Origin of the sequence: Nonomuraea zeae (assembly GCF_005889725.1) — a bacterium.
GTDB lineage: Bacteria > Actinomycetota > Actinomycetes > Streptosporangiales > Streptosporangiaceae > Nonomuraea > Nonomuraea zeae.
In genome coordinates, this window is record NZ_VCKX01000148.1 from 12,611 (window position 1) to 29,984 (window position 17,374).

16 protein-coding genes are annotated in these 17,374 nt (G+C 73.5%); 8 read left to right on the plus strand and 8 right to left on the minus strand.

Annotation, left to right across the window (positions count from 1 at the left end):
* The first annotated feature begins 212 nt into the window (after window positions 1-212).
* The 3 genes from ETD85_RS36585 to ETD85_RS36595 are packed head-to-tail and all read left to right on the plus strand — an operon-like array spanning window position 213 to window position 2,955.
* The gene (locus tag ETD85_RS36585) at window positions 213-1,277 is read left to right on the plus strand and encodes a hypothetical protein (protein WP_240779661.1); all 1,065 of its coding nucleotides are present in this window, start codon (window positions 213-215) and stop codon (window positions 1,275-1,277) included.
* A complete protein-coding gene (locus ETD85_RS36590) occupies window positions 1,274-2,572 on the plus strand; it encodes a hypothetical protein (protein ID WP_138694399.1) in 1,299 nt (432 codons plus the stop codon). The genes ETD85_RS36585 and ETD85_RS36590 overlap by 4 nt, the downstream gene beginning before the upstream one ends.
* Window positions 2,569-2,955 (plus strand): hypothetical protein, encoded by a 387-nt coding sequence (locus ETD85_RS36595; RefSeq protein WP_138694400.1) that lies wholly within the window; start codon window positions 2,569-2,571, stop codon window positions 2,953-2,955. Before ETD85_RS36590 ends, ETD85_RS36595 begins: the two co-directional genes overlap by 4 nt.
* A 28-nt stretch (window positions 2,956-2,983) precedes the next feature.
* Here ETD85_RS36595 and ETD85_RS36600 read toward each other — a convergent pair whose 3' ends face one another.
* Window positions 2,984-5,599, minus strand: a complete 2,616-nt coding sequence (locus ETD85_RS36600) for an AAA family ATPase (RefSeq protein ID WP_138694401.1) — start codon at window positions 5,597-5,599, stop codon at window positions 2,984-2,986.
* Window positions 5,600-5,846: 247 nt separating this feature from the next.
* Between ETD85_RS36600 and ETD85_RS36605 the strand changes: the two genes are divergently transcribed.
* Window positions 5,847-6,314 (plus strand): hypothetical protein, encoded by a 468-nt coding sequence (locus tag ETD85_RS36605; RefSeq protein WP_138694402.1) that lies wholly within the window; start codon window positions 5,847-5,849, stop codon window positions 6,312-6,314.
* Window positions 6,315-6,599: 285 nt separating this feature from the next.
* Window positions 6,600-7,346 carry a hypothetical protein gene (locus ETD85_RS36610; RefSeq protein ID WP_138694403.1) on the plus strand — a complete coding sequence of 249 codons (747 nt, stop codon included), beginning with the start codon at window positions 6,600-6,602 and terminating at the stop codon, window positions 7,344-7,346.
* Here the strand turns inward: ETD85_RS36610 and ETD85_RS36615 are convergent.
* The 3 genes from ETD85_RS36615 to ETD85_RS36625 form a co-directional block, all read right to left on the minus strand.
* Window positions 7,339-8,184, minus strand: coding sequence for a TIGR02452 family protein (locus ETD85_RS36615; RefSeq protein WP_138694404.1), 846 nt, complete (start codon window positions 8,182-8,184; stop codon window positions 7,339-7,341). The genes ETD85_RS36610 and ETD85_RS36615 overlap by 8 nt on opposite strands.
* 45 nt (window positions 8,185-8,229) lie before the next feature.
* Window positions 8,230-8,499, minus strand: coding sequence for a hypothetical protein (locus ETD85_RS36620; protein ID WP_138694405.1), 270 nt, complete (start codon window positions 8,497-8,499; stop codon window positions 8,230-8,232).
* A gap of 206 nt (window positions 8,500-8,705) precedes the next feature.
* Window positions 8,706-8,831 carry a helix-turn-helix domain-containing protein gene (locus tag ETD85_RS36625; protein ID WP_276617302.1) on the minus strand — a complete coding sequence of 42 codons (126 nt, stop codon included), beginning with the start codon at window positions 8,829-8,831 and terminating at the stop codon, window positions 8,706-8,708.
* A 326-nt stretch (window positions 8,832-9,157) separates the two neighbouring features.
* Here ETD85_RS36625 and ETD85_RS36630 point away from each other — a divergent pair, with 326 nt between their 5' ends.
* Window positions 9,158-9,964, plus strand: coding sequence for a peptidoglycan recognition protein family protein (locus ETD85_RS36630; protein WP_170247026.1), 807 nt, complete (start codon window positions 9,158-9,160; stop codon window positions 9,962-9,964).
* A gap of 27 nt (window positions 9,965-9,991) precedes the next feature.
* Here ETD85_RS36630 and ETD85_RS36635 read toward each other — a convergent pair whose 3' ends face one another.
* From ETD85_RS36635 to ETD85_RS36645, 3 genes are all read right to left on the minus strand, one after another.
* The gene (locus tag ETD85_RS36635) at window positions 9,992-11,914 is read right to left on the minus strand and encodes a S41 family peptidase (RefSeq protein WP_138694408.1); all 1,923 of its coding nucleotides are present in this window, start codon (window positions 11,912-11,914) and stop codon (window positions 9,992-9,994) included.
* Window positions 11,915-12,095: 181 nt separating this feature from the next.
* Entirely contained in the window at window positions 12,096-13,007 is a 912-nt protein-coding gene (locus ETD85_RS36640; protein ID WP_170247027.1) for a CHRD domain-containing protein, read from the minus strand.
* A 135-nt stretch (window positions 13,008-13,142) separates the two neighbouring features.
* Window positions 13,143-13,991 carry an LLM class flavin-dependent oxidoreductase gene (locus ETD85_RS36645; RefSeq protein ID WP_138694410.1) on the minus strand — a complete coding sequence of 283 codons (849 nt, stop codon included), beginning with the start codon at window positions 13,989-13,991 and terminating at the stop codon, window positions 13,143-13,145.
* A gap of 259 nt (window positions 13,992-14,250) precedes the next feature.
* Here ETD85_RS36645 and ETD85_RS36650 point away from each other — a divergent pair, with 259 nt between their 5' ends.
* On the plus strand, window positions 14,251-15,069 hold the full coding sequence (locus ETD85_RS36650) for an SAM-dependent methyltransferase (RefSeq protein ID WP_138694411.1): 819 nt from the start codon (window positions 14,251-14,253) through the stop codon (window positions 15,067-15,069).
* A gap of 3 nt (window positions 15,070-15,072) precedes the next feature.
* Here the strand turns inward: ETD85_RS36650 and ETD85_RS36655 are convergent, their stop codons facing one another.
* Window positions 15,073-15,978 carry a helix-turn-helix domain-containing protein gene (locus ETD85_RS36655; protein ID WP_138694412.1) on the minus strand — a complete coding sequence of 302 codons (906 nt, stop codon included), beginning with the start codon at window positions 15,976-15,978 and terminating at the stop codon, window positions 15,073-15,075.
* Window positions 15,979-16,352: 374 nt separating this feature from the next.
* On the opposite strand from ETD85_RS36655, the gene ETD85_RS36660 reads away from it, so the two are divergent.
* Window positions 16,353-17,374 (plus strand): WD40 repeat domain-containing protein (locus tag ETD85_RS36660; protein ID WP_420847274.1); only part of this gene is annotated, 1,022 nt, incomplete at its 3' end.

A 17,374-nucleotide genomic window follows, 5' to 3' on the forward strand; every position in this document is an offset into this window, starting at 1 on the left:
CGCGAACTCCCGTCGTCCAGACTGTGGGCAGGAGCCGCTCGCCCCCGCCGGCGGTACGCCGGCTTGACGCACCGGTTCACTCGGGCGTCAATCGGCTCTGCGATACTCGTTGATCATCATGGCCCGGCTCGACGGCAAGGAGGACTGAGGTGGCTTTGGCTAACGCCGGCATACGGCGATTACTCGCGGACTCGGGAGAGGCGCGCGGTTGGGTGTCGCTCCGGACCGACCTGGTCACGGCGCTGCTGGGGCTCTGGTTCGGCGTCGGACTGATGATCGACGCGTGGGCGCACAGCAACCTGGCGGAGCTGGAGACGTTCTTCACGCCGTGGCACGCGGTGTTCTACTCGGGGTTCGCGGCGGTGTCCGGCTGGATCCTCTGGCAGGTGTGGCGCAACGTGCGGACCGGCCGTCAGGGGCTGGCGGCGGTGCCCATGGGTTACCTGGCCGGGCTGGTCGCGGTGCCCGCGTTCGCCGCCTTCGGCTTCGCCGACATGATGTGGCACACCTTCCTCGGCATCGAGACGACCATCGACATCCTGTTCAGCCCCTCGCATCTGGGGCTCATCGTGACGATGCTGCTGATCATCACCACCCCGCTGCGCTCGGCCTGGAGCGCCCCCGACGTGGGTGCGCGGCCGCGTCTCGGGCGCCTGCTGCCCGCGCTGATCGGGTTCGCGTTCGCCACCACGCTGGTGTCGCTGTTCCTGTCGTACGGCGACGCCCTGCAGTGGAGCCCGGACGGCATCGTCAGGGCGTTGTCCGACACGGAGGATGCGCGCGCCGACCGGCTGGCCACCGCGATGGTCATCACGAACGTGGTCTCCCTGGCCCCGGTGCTGCTGCTGATCCGCCGCTGGGAGCTCCCGTTCGGGGCCATGACCGTCATGTACGCGGTGGGCGCCCTGATGCCGGGCGCGCAGACGTCGTTCGAGAACCTGCCGGTCCTGGTGACGTTCGTGGCCGCGGGCCTCGCCGGTGACCTGCTGATCCGGTGGCTGCGGCCGTCGTCCCGCAGGCGGGCCGCCTACTGGGCCTTCGCCGGGCTGTCCGCCTTCGTCACCTGGTCGCTGTACGTCGGGGTGGCCGCGGTGACAGGGGGCGGCCTGCCCACCGTGCCCGAGCTGTGGACCGGCGCGCCGGTCGTGGCCGGGCTGATCGGGCTGGCGCTGGGAGCGCTGTTCCTGCCCAACGCCACACCCGCCACCGCCCCCGACACCGTGCCCGACACCGTGCCTGACACCGTGCCTGACACGGTCGACGCCGAGCGGGCATGATCCGAGTTCTCTGCCTCGTCGCCGTCCTGGTGCTGGCCTGCGCGACCCCGGCCGCCGCGCACAATGTCGCGGCCGGGACCGATCTGCGGATCGCCCAGACGATCGCGGGCGCGGAGCTCACGGTGGTGATCAAGGGGACGACCCGGGTGCCGGGGCCGCTGCGGATCGGCGTCGTCGCCTTCGAGCCGGTCGCCGAGCTGCCGGTGAGCCTGGAGCTCCGGTCGGTCGCGGACGGCCGTACGGTGAAGGGCGCCGCCACGGCCGCGCCCGAGCCGGCGTACACCGAGCTCACGGTGGAGCGGACGGGCCCGCACGAGCTGACGCTGCGCGCCGGGAACGAGACGGCGGTGCTGCCGTTCCGCGTCCTGGTGGAGCGGGCGGCGGCGGGCGAGCTCGTGGTCTACGGCGGCCTGTTCGTGGCCGGGATGCTGCTGGTGGGCGGGGTGCTCACCGGGGCGCTGTCCCGGCGGGGCCCGGCGATGCTGCTGGCCGCCGGCGCGGCGGCCGGGGTGACGGTGGCCGCCATGGTGCTCGTGTTCGAGCCGATGGTGCCCGCGGGCCCGCCCGACGGCGCGGCGCCCGTACCGCAGACCCGGGCGAGCGGGGCGCAGGCGAGCGGCGGACGGCCGTTCGCGCAGGCGCGGGTGGCGACGGTGCCGGCCCGCCCGGCGGCGGGAGAGGAGTTCACGTTGCGGCTCGACCTCGTCGACGGATCCACCGGCCGGCCCGTTGACGATCTCGTCGCCCACCACGAGGCGCTCGCCCACCTGGTCGTCACCAGCGAGGACGGCGGCTACTTCCGCCACCTGCACCCGCTGCGGACGGCTCCCGGCCGCCTGGAGGTCAGGCTCCGGGCCGACCGGCCAGGGCGGTATCTGGCGCACGCCGAGCTGGAACGCGAGGACTCCGGCGGGCAACTCGTCACCGCGGCGTTCGGGGTCGGCGGCGACCCTGACGGCAAGAAGCCCGCCACCGAGCCGGGCACCGGGTCGCCCACCGCGCCGCTGTTGCGGCCCGTCGTTCCCGTCGCGGGCCGGCCGGCCACGATCGAGCTCGGCACCTCCGGCGCCGTGCGCCCCTGGCTCGGCATGGCCGGTCACCTGATCGTCCGCAACCAGGACGGCTCCTTCCTCGGCCACGTCCACGAGATGGGCTCGGCCGGCCCCCGGCTGCGCTTCACCTACAGCTTCCCCGAAGCCGGCCGGTACCTCGCATGGGTCCAGTACGCCGTGGCCGACCGGATCGTGACCGTGCCCTTCACCGTCGAGGTCGCCCCCGTGGAAGGAGCGCGATGAAGTGGGCGCTGATCGCCGCCGTCCTGGTGGCGGCGGCGGTGGTGCTGTTCGTCGTGGGCCGGAGCGCCGCGGCCGAGCCGATCGAGGTCAGCACCACCGGGACGCGCTACGCCGCCACCGTCGTGATCCCCGAGCCGGGCACGGAACGCGTCACCGCGCAGGTCCGCCTGACCTCGGGCGCCCCCGACCTCGTGGCCGTCTCGTCCGTGATGGCCGAGATGGGGCACTCCACCCCCGAGATCACCGCCAGGCGGACCGCACCCGGCCGGTTCCTGGCCGAGGGCGAGCTGTTCCCGATGCCCGGGGTGTGGGAGCTGTCGATCCGGCTCGACGGCCCGGCGGGCGAGGAGGTGCTGACGGTCAAGGCGCTGATCGGCGGCTAGACGTTCCACCCGCAAGGACCTGGCGGCGTCAGGCGCCGCTACCCTCCACCAGCGCGGCGAGCTGGGCACGGGTGGAGATGCCGAGCTTGACGTACACCCTGGCGAGGTTGTTGTTGACGGTGGCCACCGACAGCCCGAGCCGCTGGGCGACGTGCTTGCTGCTGTGCCTGGCCGCCAGCAGGGCGACCTCGCGTTCGCGGCGGGTGAGCACCGCGGTGCACTCCTGGCCGAGCAGCGGCGTCGCGGCCCCTTCGCAGCGGGCCTTGAACCCGGCCGCGCGTTCCATGGCGATGGCCGTGCGCCCGGTCAGGCCGGCCTGGCGGTAGGCGTGCACGGCGGTGGTGGCGGCCTCGGCGGCCAGCAGGTCGTGGCCGAGCCGGGCGAAGACCGTGGCGGCCGCGCAGAGCGCCTCGCCGTCCACGTCGGCGAGGCCGCGGGCGGCGGTGGCCAGGGCGGCGCCGAACGGGGTGCCGAGCCGGGCGCCGAGCTCGTCCAGCCGGGTGAGGTCGGTGGCGGCGCCCAGCCGGGCCACGTCGTAGAGCGCCTGGGACTCCACGGCGGGCAGGCCGGTGTCCCTGGCCAGGCCGGCGGCCGTCCTGGCGGAGCGGACGGCCTCGGACAGGGAGCCGGCGGCGGCGTGCGTCCAGGCGTCTCCGAGCGCGGCCCAGGGGGCGAACAGGCGGTTGGCGCCGTTGGCCCGCCGCGCCGCCGCCTCCGTCCACATCCGCGCGGCGGCCGGGTCGCCGCCGACGGCGCTCGCCCCGGCCAGCCCGGCCATGAACGCGCCGGTCAGCCGGACGGTGTCCCTGCCCTGGAGCGCGCCGACAGCCTCGGCCAGTGACCTGCCCGCGGTGATCGGGCGGCCCTGCGCGTGCTCGACGAGGCCGCGGAACCCGGCCCAGCCGGCCGACATGAGCGGCGTCGGCCCCGACAGGATCTGGCGGTAGCCCTCGTCCGCCACGTCCCAGGCGGTGGTGAGGTCCCCCAGGACCAGGCCGGCCAGGCAGCGGGCGATGCCGAGCTGGACGACGCACCAGGGGTACTCCTCCCCGTGCCGCGCCGCCAGGGCCTGCCCCTGGTCGTGGAAGGCGGTCGCGTCGTCGGCCCGCCCGAGGAACCCGGCCGCCGCCGTGGCCGCGGCGAGCGCCCACATGACGGCCTGGACGTTCGCCGAGTCCGCCGCCGCCAGCCGCCCGGCCGTCTCCAGCACGGCGGAGCACCGCCCGTCGAACAGGAAGATCCAGGTCCGGGTGCCCTCCGCCAGGTCGCCTCCGGGGCCGGCGGCCACGAGATCCAGCGTCCGCTCGGCGGCGGCCACCTCGCCCGAGCCCCAGTACAGGGTCTCGGCGCGGGCGAGGGCCCAGCGGACGCGTTCCGGCCCCGGCGGCGGCACGTCGGACAGCACCTCGGCCGCCTCGGCGCTGTGCCCGCGGTATTCGAGTACCTCGGCCAGCAGCGCGTCGGCGGCGCCGCCGGGTTCCGCGTCACGGGCGGCGCGGGCCAGCCGCTCGGCCAGCGCCAGGTCCGCGCGGTCGACGGCCTGGCGGGCGCCGCGGCGTACGATGTCGGCGCGCGTCACCGTACCGCTCTCGACCTGCCAGATCCCGGCGCGGAGCGCGTCGTCGCGGCGGCGCAGCGGCGTGTCCAGCGCGGCGCGGGCCAGCCGGCTGCCGAGCAGCCGGGCGCGCCCGGCCGACAGGCCCGCGCGTAACAGCTCGCCGTAGAGCGGGTGGGCCAGCCGCACCTGTACGCGGGTGCCGGCCCGTTCCGAGACCGCCAGGCCGCGGGCTTCGGCCGCCTCGATCGAGGCCGCGTCCGCCAGCCGCTCCAGCAGGGCGAGCGGCAGCGGTTCGCCGCAGGCCAGCAGCTCCAGCACGAGCCTGGTGGGCGGGTCGACCGGGTCCAGCCGGTCCAGCAGCAGCCGCCGGATGCCGCCGCGCGGGCGGAAGTCGCCGGTGAAGTGCCACACCCCGTACGTCTGCCGCAGCGTGCCGTCCGCGAGCGCGCCCGCCAGCAGCTCACGCAGGGCGAGCGGGTTGCCCGCGGCGATGGCGTGCAGCTGCGTGCGGGTCACGCCCTCGATCGCGCCGGGCAGCTCGTGCTCGATCAGCCGGTCCACCGCGTCGGGCGGCAGCGGGTCGAGGTCCAGCCAGAGCGCCCGGCCGTCCTTCCACAGCTGGGTGACGGCGTCGGGCACGGGCTCGCCGCCGCGTACGGTGACCACGGGGAAGATCAGCCCTTGGGCGGCGAGGTGCCCGAGCACGGCGGCCGATCCGCCGTCGAGCAGGTGGGCGTCGTCGAAGGCGAGCGCCACCCGCCCCTGCTCGCCCCACGTGCGCGCCTGGTCCACCGCCAGCGACAGCACGGACACGCCGGGCTTCCCCGGGAGCCGGGCGGCGGGCAGCAGGCCGGCCACCGCGCCGAACGGGATGGAGGCCAGCGCCCTGGTGGCGGTGATCCAGCCGGTGTGGCAGCCCTCGGCGCCGAGCTCCGACAGGAGCTCGCGGGCCAGCCCGGTCTTGCCGACGCCGGCCTCGCCGGCGATGATCACCCCGCCGGCGCCCCCGGCCGCCGGCGTGGTGGAGAAACATGCCCGTACGCTGCTCAGCTCCGCGTCCCTCCCGACGAACGGCCACCTGCGCATGCGCTCATCCCCCTCCGGTTCACGACGCAGTCCATTCGTCGCGCGCCGCCGGGCGGATGCCGGTGCCGGGCAAGAACGTGACCCGGAGCCACGGGCCCGGGTCACGTCCGCCAGTCAGCCGCCCGGAGGGGGCGGGCCGGCTCGGCGCAGCACCCCACTGTGCCGTCCGCCGCCGGTCCGGGGCCGAGTCCGCGCGCTTACAGGGGCGCGACCATTCGGTAACCTTCTCCTGCCATCATCCGACCTCATGGTCCGGCATTTACCGGCGATCGCGGGCCTGGTGATCGCCCTGTCAGCGTGTTCGAGCGAGTTCCCCGTGGCGCAGCCCGCCGCTGGGCAGGCGGCGTCGCAGGACGGCGGCGGCATGCCGGGCTACGCCGTGCGCTACCACGCCAGCGAGCTGCGCCCGGGAGACTGCCTCGACCCCATGCCGACGAGCGCCGTCGTGACGGTCGTGCCCTGCGATCGGGCCCACGCGGCGGAGTACGCCACCACGTACATCCTGCCCGAGGGCGCCTGGCCCGGCGCGGACGGCCTGCTGCGGCACATCGAGACCGGCTGCGGGCCGCGGATGCGGTACGTGGACGCGCGCAGGGACGACGTCGAGGCGAGCGGGCTCGCGCCCTCGGAGGCGGAGTGGCCCAGGAACAGGACCGTGTACTGCCTGGCGGTCCCGCGCGAGGGCGGTCACCTCGTCGGGCGCGTCATCAAGTAGGCCCCCGGGTCACTGGCTCGCGAGCCCGGGCAGATCGGGTGCGCTCTCGGCGATCGGCTCGTCCTGCGGCGCGGTCTCGCTGAGCGAGCCGTCCAGGGGAGCACGAACTCGCGGAAGCCGTCATGATCGCTCAAGTTGACTCCTCTCGCCCGTTCCCAACGCGACCTGTCCGGAGAAGGTTGCAGTTTGCCGCTCGACGCCTCGCCGGCCGCCTCCCGTGCCCCGTCGGCGGTGTGGCGCTCAGGGCTCGCGAACCTGACGTGGGTGGCCGCACGTCATAGGGGCATGACGCTCCGATCGATCTTCCTCTTCCCCCTGGCCGCCCTCGTGCTGGCCGCCGCCGTGCTCGTCGGCGCCTCCCCCGCGGCCCACGCCTGCTCGTGCGCGGACCTGACACCGGCGCAGGCGGTGGGGCACGCGGACGCGGTGTTCACCGGCACGGTCGTGAACGTCCAGGTGGGCGACGGCGACCCGTTCGGGCCCCGGCCGCCGGCCGTCTACCGCTTCCGCGCGGACAACGTCTACAAGGGCGCGCCCGCCGCCGAGTTCACCCTCGCCTCCGACCTCGACGGGGCCTCGTGCGGGTACAAGTTCGAGCCGGGCACCCGCTATCTGGTGTTCGCGCAGTCGGGCACCTCGGGGGCGGCCGAGCGGGCGCCGGGGGTCAGCCTGTCGTCGTCCTTGTGCTCAGGGAACATCCCGGTCGAGGCCGGCACGGGGCTCCTGCGGCCGGGTGACGAGCGCAGGGCCTCCCATGAGAGCTGGTCGGGGCCCGTCGACGCCGCACTGATCGCCGCCCTGGGCCCGCCCGTGAAGGCGGGTAGGACCTCGGCCGCGCCGAGCAGCCCCCAGCCCACCGCCGCGCCGCCGGCGGATCGCGGCACGCCGGTCGCGGGTCCGGGCCGGCCGGTCGCGGGCGTCGCCGTGGCCTCCGCGGCGCTCGTGGCCGCGCTCGCCGCCGGCCTGCTGCTGCCGGTGCTGCGCGCCCGCCGGCGCCGGTCCGGCTCCGCGCAGCACGGGGACCTCACCTGACCGGAGACCTGTGCTCAGGGCCGAAGCGGGCGGCGAACGCGGCCCGGTTGACCGAGCCGGCCGTACGGTCCCAGACCGCGAACACCACCCGCTCGAACGCCCCGGAGAACGCGCCCGGCGCGGCGAGCTGCGCGTGGAACGCCTCGGCGACCTCGGCGGGGTCGTTGCGGAACACCCCGCACCCCCACGCCCCGAGCACCAGGTGCCGCGCGCCGTGGTGGGCGGCGACGGCCAGCACGCGGGCCGCGCGCTCGTGCAGCACGCGCCGGATCTCCCCGCGCGCGCCCGGGTCGCGGCGCAGCACCTGCCCGGCGTTGGGCGCGGGACAGGTCAGGAACGAGACGAGGTACGGCGCGGCCAGCAGCGCCCCGTCGTCACCCCGGTGGACGGGGACGTCCGGGGACCAGATGACGTGGTGGCTGTAGAGCAGGTCGGAGGAGGCGCGATGCGCGGCATAGTAGTCGGGAGCCCTCAGGAGGCAGGGATAGAGCAGGGCGCCGCGGCAGAGGTCCTCCTCCTGGGCCTTGGCGCCGTTGACGTAACCGCCGCCGGGGCTGCGGGCCGAGGCGAAGTTCAGCACGGCGATCCGCTCGGCCCGCTCCAGGTGCAGCCGTCGCGCGGCCTGCAGGCTGCCTTCCCCGGTCACCTCGAAAACGGTCCGGTGACCGGCCTGAGCGGGGACGTCCACGGGCTCGTCCGGCGGATGGCTCCGGGTGCCGGCCATCGCCGCCGCCAGCGCCGGGCCGACGGCGACGAGGGTGCCGTCATCGGCCGGGTACGCGCCGTCGGCGACGATCCGCGCGTTGGCGGCGGCGATCTGCCGCAATCGTGTGCTCACGCGTCCGCATCGTAGGCCGTGGCCGGCTCCGCGTACGACCGGGTTTCAGGATGCGGTGTCGCAGTACGGTCCCGGCGGGAGCCCGTCGGCGTAGAAGGTCAGGCAGAACACGTCGCCGGAGACCAGCACCGTGCTCGGCTGGTAGGTGCCCTGCAGCAGGCCCGGCTCGGTGAAGACGGTCAGGCTGCCGGTGGCGGCCGCGCCGTTGATCGTGGCGTTCGCCGTCAGGGTGGCCGGCGGCGGCTTGACGGTGAAGACGTACTGGCCGTCCGCCAGCCCGCCGCACACCGGGGTCTCCGGAGCGCAGACCGGCACGGCCGCCTGGGCGGGCGGTCCCGCCGCGAGCAGGGTCAGCGGGGCCAGCAGCCCCAGGGCGATCCGGGCGATCGGCCGGCAGTCGATGACGCACCCCCGTGGGTTCGCGGTGACGGGCGAGGCGGGATTGACCGACGGGTTGCCCGTGAGTCAAAGAGACAGTAACCCGATCAATCGGACGAGTCCACCGGTAAGCCGCACCGGCTTCAGGGCCCGCCGCCGGCGTCCCGCTCTGCCGGGGCGGCCAGGCCGTGGCGGAACGCGTACGTCACCGCCTGCGCGCGATCGCGCACGCCCGCCTTGGCGAACAGGTTGTTGATGTGACTCTTCACCGTGGCCTCCGAGATGTGCAGCCGCCCGGCGATCTCGGGTACGTGGCCGCCATCGCGCTGCTCGCCCGTCTCATCACCCTGCGCCGGGACGTCACCTGAGATCCCGGCCGTTCCGATCTCCGGATTCTCGTGATGGCGCGTGGGTAGGGCATGCTAAATATCTTGCAGCCCCCGCTCACGCCATCACGATGAAAGCCGAAGCCACCGAAGTCCTCCCCCGGCAAGGGGTTCGCGCGCCCGGCTTTGATCGCTCACCGCAATGGCGTGACTACTTTTCGTCAATCGAAGGTCGTGAGACTAGTCGAAACGCCAATCGGAGGTGCCCGATGCCCTACCTGACCCAGCTCGCCGACGTCGCCCGCCGCACCGGCCACCCGGTGACGGAGTCCGCCGGGTGGAAGACTCGCGGCCACGGCCCGCAGCCCGAGGTGCAGGGAATCGTCTGCCATCACACGGCGGGGCCGCCAGGCGGCGGGGACTATCCGTCGCTGGCGGTCGTGCGCGACGGCCGGCCGGGGCTCGACGGGCCGCTGTCGCACTTCGGGCTCGGCAGATCGGGCCGGATCCACGTCATCGCCGCCGGACGCTGCTGGCACAACGCCCCCTCGACCTCGCCGCTGCACGACAACTCCAGCTCGATCGGCATCGAGGCCGAGAACAGCGGCAGCCAGCCCTGGCCCGAGGTCCAGCTCGACGCCTACCGGAGCCTGTGCGCGGAGCTGTGCGTCGAGTTCGGCCTGCCCGCCTCGCGGGTCAAGGCGCACCGCGAGGTCAACACCGCCAAGCCCGACCCCCACTCCATCGACATGAACGACTTCAGGGCGGCCGTCGCCGTCCTCATCACGGGCGGCGCGGGGCCGTCCTGGACGGAGGAGATCGTGAAGGACCTGCCGCTGATCCGCCTCGGCGACGACAGCTACGACGTCAAGACCGTCAGAGGGTGCCTGTTCGCCCGCGGCCACGTGCCCCCCACCGCGTACGCGGGCACCACGGCCGGCCTGGAGGAGTGGTTGAAGTCCACGAGCTGCGACTCCGGCCTGGTCGAGCTCGTCCGCGGGTTCCAGCGGGCCGAGGGCATCGACGACGACGGCATCGTCGGGCCGGGCACCTGGCCGTCGCTCCTGCGCGTCTAGCGAGCGACGGCCGGGCCCGCTCCGGCCTCAGGTCGTGAGAGTGCGGGCGGCCACCAGCCGGCCCTCGTGGAAGCCCTCCACGCGGATCACGCCGGCGGCGGCCAGCCCGGGCACGTCCACGGTGAGCTCGTCCTGCGTCAGGTCCACCGTCAGCCGCGGCCGGCCGTCGAGATAGACGTCGGCCCGGTCGAGGAGGCTCGTGCGCAGGACCAGCTGCAGCTCGCCGGTCGTCCCGCCGAGCTCCACGTCGAGCCGGCGCACCGGCAGCTCCGCGAGCAGCCGGCCGGCGAGCCGGAGCAGGTCCGCGTTGTCCTGGAGCAGGTCGGCGCGGGTCATGCGGTGGCGGTGGTCCGGCACGACGCCGAGGTCCTCGACGGGCGTGCCGGCCAGGTCCTGCACGCGTACGGTGCGCCGGATCGCCACCCGCATGCTCGCCTGCCCGGGCAGCGGCAGGTAGGGGCTGCCCGCGGCCGGCTCCGGCAGCTCCAGCAGGAGTTTGAGCAGCTCGTGGGTCCACACGTTGGCGCCGCCCGCGCCGGTGTTGTCGTCCACGCCGATGACGGGCCCGATCTTGTGGTCCTGGAAACCGGCGGAGAAGATGTCCGTCGCCGAATAGCAGCGCGCGTCGGTGATGAGCACGACCGGGCCGTGATAGCGCTGGCCGATGGCGTTGGCCCCGTCGGCGGGGGTGATCGAGAAGCCGCCCGAGTAGACGGAGCCGGTCTCCAGCGCCTGCCGCATCGACGGGCACCAGGGGCCGAGGTCGATCTGGCCGGTCGGGTTCTGCTCGTGCTGGGCGCAGATCCGGCCGTTCAGCGGCGTCGTGATGAACTGCGCGGGCTCGGGGGTGATGACGTTCGGCGTGAGCGTCTGCAGGAGGAACTCGCTGGCGAAGATGTGGCCGCCGCCGTTGCCGCGCACGTCCAGGATGAGCCCGTTCTGCGGCAGGAGCTCGGCGAGCCGGACGAACTCGGCCACGAACCCGTCGGGGTCGTTGACGTTGAAGGTGAACACGCGCAGGTGGCCGAACGTGCCCGACGGGGTGACCACGCTCCTGGCCCTGAACACGCCCGGCATGGACGTCGGGACATCCGCGCCCGGCGCGGCGGGCGCGGTCGTGAGCTCCGCGACGTCCGCCGTCTCCAGCGTCGTGACGGCCTGCGGCACGTAGAGCATCTTGACCGCGCGGCCGATCTCGTCCGTGCCGAGGTCGAGCCCCTGGGCCATGGCCGCGGTGGTGAGCTCGTCCGCGTTGACGAAGGGCGGCAGGTTCTCGGTGATGCGCCACTTCGCCCGTAGCTCCTGCGTGATCCCGCTGGAGTCGACGTAGGTGAGGACGACCCACTCCTCGTCGGGCGGCACGTGGGTGCGCAGCGGCCTGATGGTCAGCGACTGCAGCCCGCGCGAGTGGCTGGCGGCCGGGTTGCTGCCCGCGAAGCGCGCCGCGTTGACGTCCACCGCCCGGTCGATCGGCACCCCGTTCCAGTGGGTCACCTCCACGCCCGGCCCGAACGGCGGGGTGCCGTGGCCCGCCACGACCCTGGTCACCAGGTAGCGGCGCTCCTCGCCGGCGTAGTACTCCTCGATCTGGAACGGCAGGTAGGCGATCTTGCCGGAGAAGGGCACGGGCAGCAGGTAGTTGGTGTGCAGGTCGCGGATCGAATGGAAGATCGACGCCAGCTCCGCGTGGAAGCGCCATTCCGGGTCCATGCTCGTCTCGGTCTGCCGGCTGAGCCGCAGGCCCAGCAGCCGCAGCCGCTGGACGGGGTTCACCGCGTGCATCGCGACCTTCAGCGGCAGGTGCACGTAGTTCTGCTCGATGAGCACCAGCGCCTGCTGGACCAGCGTCCGCCGGTCCGCGAGCGTCAGCGTCCCCGCCGTACGCAGGAAATCCTGGAGCTCGGCCGCGTCCGCGAGCCGCTTCGCCATCCAGCTTGATTGCTCGGTCATGGAGTCTCCTAGAGCGTGAGCCCGTCCTTCAGGCGGGAGCGGTCGGGCCTGCAACGTGGCACGCCATGACGGCGGGCCGCATCCGTGGGCGACCTAGGGCTTTCCCTAGGACTCTCCTGGACACACGCGCCCCCGCCCGGAACCGGTCCGGGCGGGGGCTGCTTGTGGGGGTTCGTGCGGATTACCAGGCGCCCTTGTGGAGCTGGCCGCGCACCGCGCCGCCGGGGAACTCGCCGGTGTGCAGGTTGGTGTACCAGCCCTTCGGGTTGTTCCTGATGCCTCTGGCGACCTTGGGGGTGGCGCTCCCGGTGCCGGCGACGCCGTTGATCCCGGCCGGCAGCCCGGACTTGGCCGCGAAGAAGTCCACCACGACGGGGCCGTTCTTGCCCTTCGGGCCGCGGTGGATGTGGCCGTTGGTGGGCGCGGCGATGCCCCGCCACGTGGTGGCGAAGTGCACGCGGGTGCCCTTCACCCACACCAGCCACGCGGCGAGCCCGTCCTTGTCGCCGACCTTCGTGCCCGGCGCTGGGACCTCCTGGCGGCCGTCGGCCACGGCGGTGAGGGTGGTGCCCGCGCCGTGCGCCAGCACCTCTTCCAGCGCCACCGGGCGGATGCGGTGCAGCTGCGCGCGTACGGCGCCGCCGGGGAACTCGCCGGTGTGCAGGTTGGCGTACCACCCCTTGGGGTTGGTCCTGATCCGGGCGAGCAGCCCGGCGTCCTTGACGGTGACGCTGCCCTTGACGGCGCTGAGTCCCGCGGGCAGCGCCGCGCCGAAGAACGGGATCTTGACGTCGCCGTTCTTGCCGGCCTTGCCCTGGTGGATGTGGAACGCGGTCGGCGCGGCCACCTTCTGCCAGCGGATGGCATAGTCGACCTGCCGGCCGTGAATCCGGAACACGGCGATGGCGCTCCCGTTCCTGTCACCGACCTTGACGCCGGGGGCGGGCACCTCGTTCGCGCCCACCAGCGTCGCGGCCAGGTACACGGAGCTGTTCGACCCCGTGGCCGCCTGTGCCCCGGCCGGGGCGAGTGAGGCGGCGATCAGCCCGGCGGCGAGTGCGAGGCCGGGGACGGCGAGGATGCGCTTGGTCATGACGGAACCCTTCAGTCGCCTCGAATGTGAGGCCCACAGCGGTTGGATGCCCGGTTGTACGGGGTGACCCATCCGGCGGGTTCAATCACTGAATGTGGACAAATACGCATTCCACAGCCGGCCCCGGCTGGTTGGTCAGGCCACGATGTCGGCGATCCGGTCCACCTGACCGGCGTCGCGGCCGTAGCAGTAGAGCATCACCTCGTCGGCTCCCAGGTCGGCGAAGCGGGCGATCGCGTCCTTGATCCGGGCGGCGTCGGTGAGCAGGCCGTCGACCATGAAGCCGGGCCGCCCGGTGAACGCGTAGTAGTCGCCGATGGCGGCTCTCGCCTCGTCGGTGACCTCGGCGGGGCCGAGCGCCACGTTGACCTGGGCGACGATGCGCGGCGCGCCGGCGCGGCCGTGCTCGGCCCACAGCGTGCGCACGGTGTCGAAGAGGCCGCCGGCCCAGCTCGGCGCGGCGGCGGCCAGGAACCCGTCGCCCCACCGGGCCACGCGTTCGAGCGCCGGGCGCTTGAAGCCGCCGAACAGCAGCTCGGGGCCGCCGGGCCGGGCGGGCGCCGGGCCGACGGGGCCGGCCTCGCCGCCGTACGGCTCGCCGGACCACAGGCGGCGCAGCACGGGCACTTGCCCGTCGAGCCGGCGACCCCGGGTGCGCAGGTCGGTGCCGGAGGCGGCGTGGTCGTCGGGACGCCCGCCGACGCCGATCCCGAGCACCAGCCGGCCGCCTGACATGCGGTCGAGCGTGGCGGCCTGCTTGGCCAGGAGCGCGGTCTCGCGCAGCGGGGCGAGCAGCACCTCGGTCTGGAGGCGTACGCGGGTGGTGGCGCCGGCGAGCACGGCGAGGGCGACGAGGGGTTCGGGGTTGTCATAGACGAGCCGGTCCAGCAGGCCGATCGTGCTGAAAGGGCCGGCGTCGGCGCGACGGGCCCAGTCGGTCAGGACTGCGGGGTCGGCGATGGGCAGGCCGAGGCCAATGTTCATGGAAAACTTCTTCCGGGCAGGGGCTTACAACAGGTGCCGCCCCTCCAGCACCTCGTCATCGCGAGGCGGGGACTCCCATGCTGCGGCGTTCGTCCAGGGAGTGCCGGTTCAGAGTGATCTCACCCTACAGGCTCCGCCTGGGGCGCCGGCACACCCGGAAAGTGCAGGAACATGATCGCCGGGTCTTGCCAGGAATCGAGAAAACCGGAACGCTACCTTCAATACCCGCAGATGAGACATTTGGGGTGAAGTGCTCGTGATGGATGAACAGCACCTGCCGGACCCGGCACTTCTCGCCAGAATCGAGGCCGGCCGGCCGCATCAGGCCAGGGTGTGGAATTTCTGGCTCGGCGGGAAGGACAACTATCCGGCCGATCGAGAGCTCGCCGAGAAATTACGGGACATCTATCCCGGCATGGAGGACATAGCCCGCCATGCAAGGGCCTTCCTGGGACGATCTGTTCGATATATGGGCGAAGAGCTAAATATCCGGCAATTCTTGGATATCGGCACTGGGTTGCCGACCGTCGACAACACCCACGAGGTGGCCCAGCGGGTCGATCCGGCCAGCCGCATCGTCTACGTCGACAACGACCCCCTGGTGCTGGTGCACGCGCAGGCCCTGCTGACCAGCGACCCCCGGGGCGCGTGCGACTACATCGAGGCCGACGTCCGCGACCCGGACACGATCCTGGAGTTCGCGAGCAGGACCCTGGACTTCAGCCGGCCGACGGCGCTCATGCTGCTGGGCGTGATGGGCACGGTGTTCGACGACGGGCAGGCGTACGCGCTGGTCAAGCACCTGATGGACCGGCTGGCGCCGGGGAGCTGCCTGGTGTTCGAAGACGGCACGAACACGGTCAAGCCCGAGGCCGCCGCCGAGGCCGAGCGGCTGCGCGACCAGGGCCAGGTCTACTCCTACCGGCTGCGCACGCCCGCGGAGATCGCGCGGTTCTTCGACGGGCTGGAGCTGGTGGACCCGGGCGTCGTGTCGGTCTCCCGGTGGCGGGTGGAATCGGACGTGTTCGGGGTTCCGGACGAGGTGGACGCCTTCTGCGGGGTCGCACGCAAGCGGTGACCGTCAGAGCGCGTCGATGGCCCGGCGCAGGATCGCCGGGGTCGCCGACGCGGGCTCGGCGCAGACGCCGAGCTCGTCCATCAGCTGCTGGTACGGCAGCACCTCGGAATCCTTCGTGAGGTAATGGGCGCCGGCGAGCTGCTCGAGGTAGACGACGTCGCCCAGCCCGGCCTCGGCGAAGCGCAGGATCGTGACGGGACCGACGCCGCCGATCGTGCTGCCCGCCGTGAACGGGACCACCTGCACGGTGATGTGGGACGCCGCGGCCATCCGGTCGAGGTGCTCCAGCTGGGCGCGCATGATCTCGCGGCTGCCGACGTGGCGATGGAGCACGGCCTCGTCCAGCACGGCCCAGAGCTTGCGGGGGGCCGGCGGGGCCAGGATCTTCTGGCGGCGCATGCGCACCTCGAGGCGGCGCTCCTGCCGCGCGGCCGCCTCGCCCCCCTGGCCCCGGGCGATGACCGCTCGGGCGTAGTCCTCGGTCTGGAGCAGGCCCGGCACGAGCTGGACCTCGTGGGTGCGGATGACGGCCGCGTCCTGCTCCAGCCCCAGGTAGGCCTCGAACCAGTCGGGCACGGCGTCGCGGAGGTCCTGCCACCAGGCGGGGGCGTTGGCCTGCGCCGCCAGGGCGAGCACGGCCTGGCGCTCCGCCTCCTCGGCGACGCCGTACAGCGTGAGCAGGTCGGCGACGTCACGCGGCTTGAAGCTGGTGCGCCCGCCCTCCATCCGGCCGATCTTGGAGTGTGAGCCGCGGATGGCGTAGCCGGCGTCTTCCCGGCTGATCCCGCTCGCCTCGCGCAGGCGGCGCAGCTGCGCTCCCACCAGGAGCCGCAGGGCGGTCGGCCCTGACTGGACGGCATCGCTGCCGGAGGTTTCGGCCAGGTCGCCCCTATTGTGAGCAGTCGGCATCTATCTTCCTTGATCGGCGGTTTTTGCGGTCCGGCCGTAAACAATATTGCCACTTTGGCTTACTCGGAGGTCACTTTTTCCGAAGCTACGGTCACGCACGGCCATTCACCAGGGTGCGGTGAATTCGCAAGAGCCACTCTCGGCACAGGAACGGCCGATCCGATCGTCCCTGAAAAGCATGCCTCATGATCGAAAGTCCCATTCATCAGACTTCGGGACGGTCGAGCACGCCTCGCAGATGAGAGGTCGCCGACGGCCGGCGATGTCATGCGGGTGAGCCTGGACGACCGTGGCGGAAGCGGCTTGTGGGCACCACCGCTACGCGTACCCTGTGTCCTTGATCAATCACTCTCGGTGATGAAATGTGGTGCTTGATGGAGGATGAGCTCGGGGCGGAGCCGCCGCGCGTGCGGTGCGGCAGGCTGCGGGGCCGGGGATGGTGGCAGGCGTGCTGCGGCGTCCTGCGCCGCCGACCCTGGCGGGCCGCACTGCGGCGCCGGCCGTGGCGGGACGGGCCGCGCTGCCGACCATGGCAGGACGGGCTGCGGCCCCAAGCGTGGCGGGACAGGCTGCGGCCCCGGGCCTGGCGTGACAGGCTGCGGTGCCGGCGGTGGCGGGACGCGTTGCCGCGGCGCAGGCTGGTGGCGGCGCTGTCCGCGCTGGTCGTGGTCGCCACGGCCGGGGCCGGCGCGGCGTGGCGGCGGAGCGAGCAGGCGAGCGATGCCCGCGTGGTCGCGCTCGCCCAGCGCGCCGCCGTCGAGGCCCGCGAGCTGCGGGCCACGAACCCGGCGCTGGCCGTGCAGGTGGCGGTGGCCGCCTATCGCCTGGCCGACACACCGGGGACGCGTAGCGCGGTGCTCGGCTCGGCTCCCCCGTACGCGACGTACCTGCGCTCGTCCGGCGGAGCGGTGCGCCTGATCGCCTACAGCCCGGACGACGCGGTGCTGGCCACCGGCTCCGGCGACGGTGTGATCCGGCTCTGGCACGCCGCCGACCCGCGCCGCCGGTCGCCGCTGAGCGACCTGCCCCGTGCCGGCGGCGAGGTCAACACGCTCGCCTTCCGCCCGCCCGGCGGGGACCGGGTCCTGCTCGCCGCCACGGAGCGCGGGGTCGAGCTGTGGAACGTCGTGAACGCCGCCCGGCCCCGCCGGATGGCGGTGCTGCCCGGCGCGGCTGCTGCGGCCTTCGCCCCGGACGGCCGTGCCCTGCTCACCGCCGGCACCGACGGATCCATCCGGCGCTGGCGCATCGCCGGCCGGCCCGTCCAGGTGGGCGCGGTGCCCACCTCGGCCCCCATCACCGGCCTGGCGGTCGGGGGTGGCACGGTGGTCACGGCTCACGCCGACGGCATCGTGCGCCTGTGGGACGCCAACCGCCTCGCCGCCCCCACCGTCCG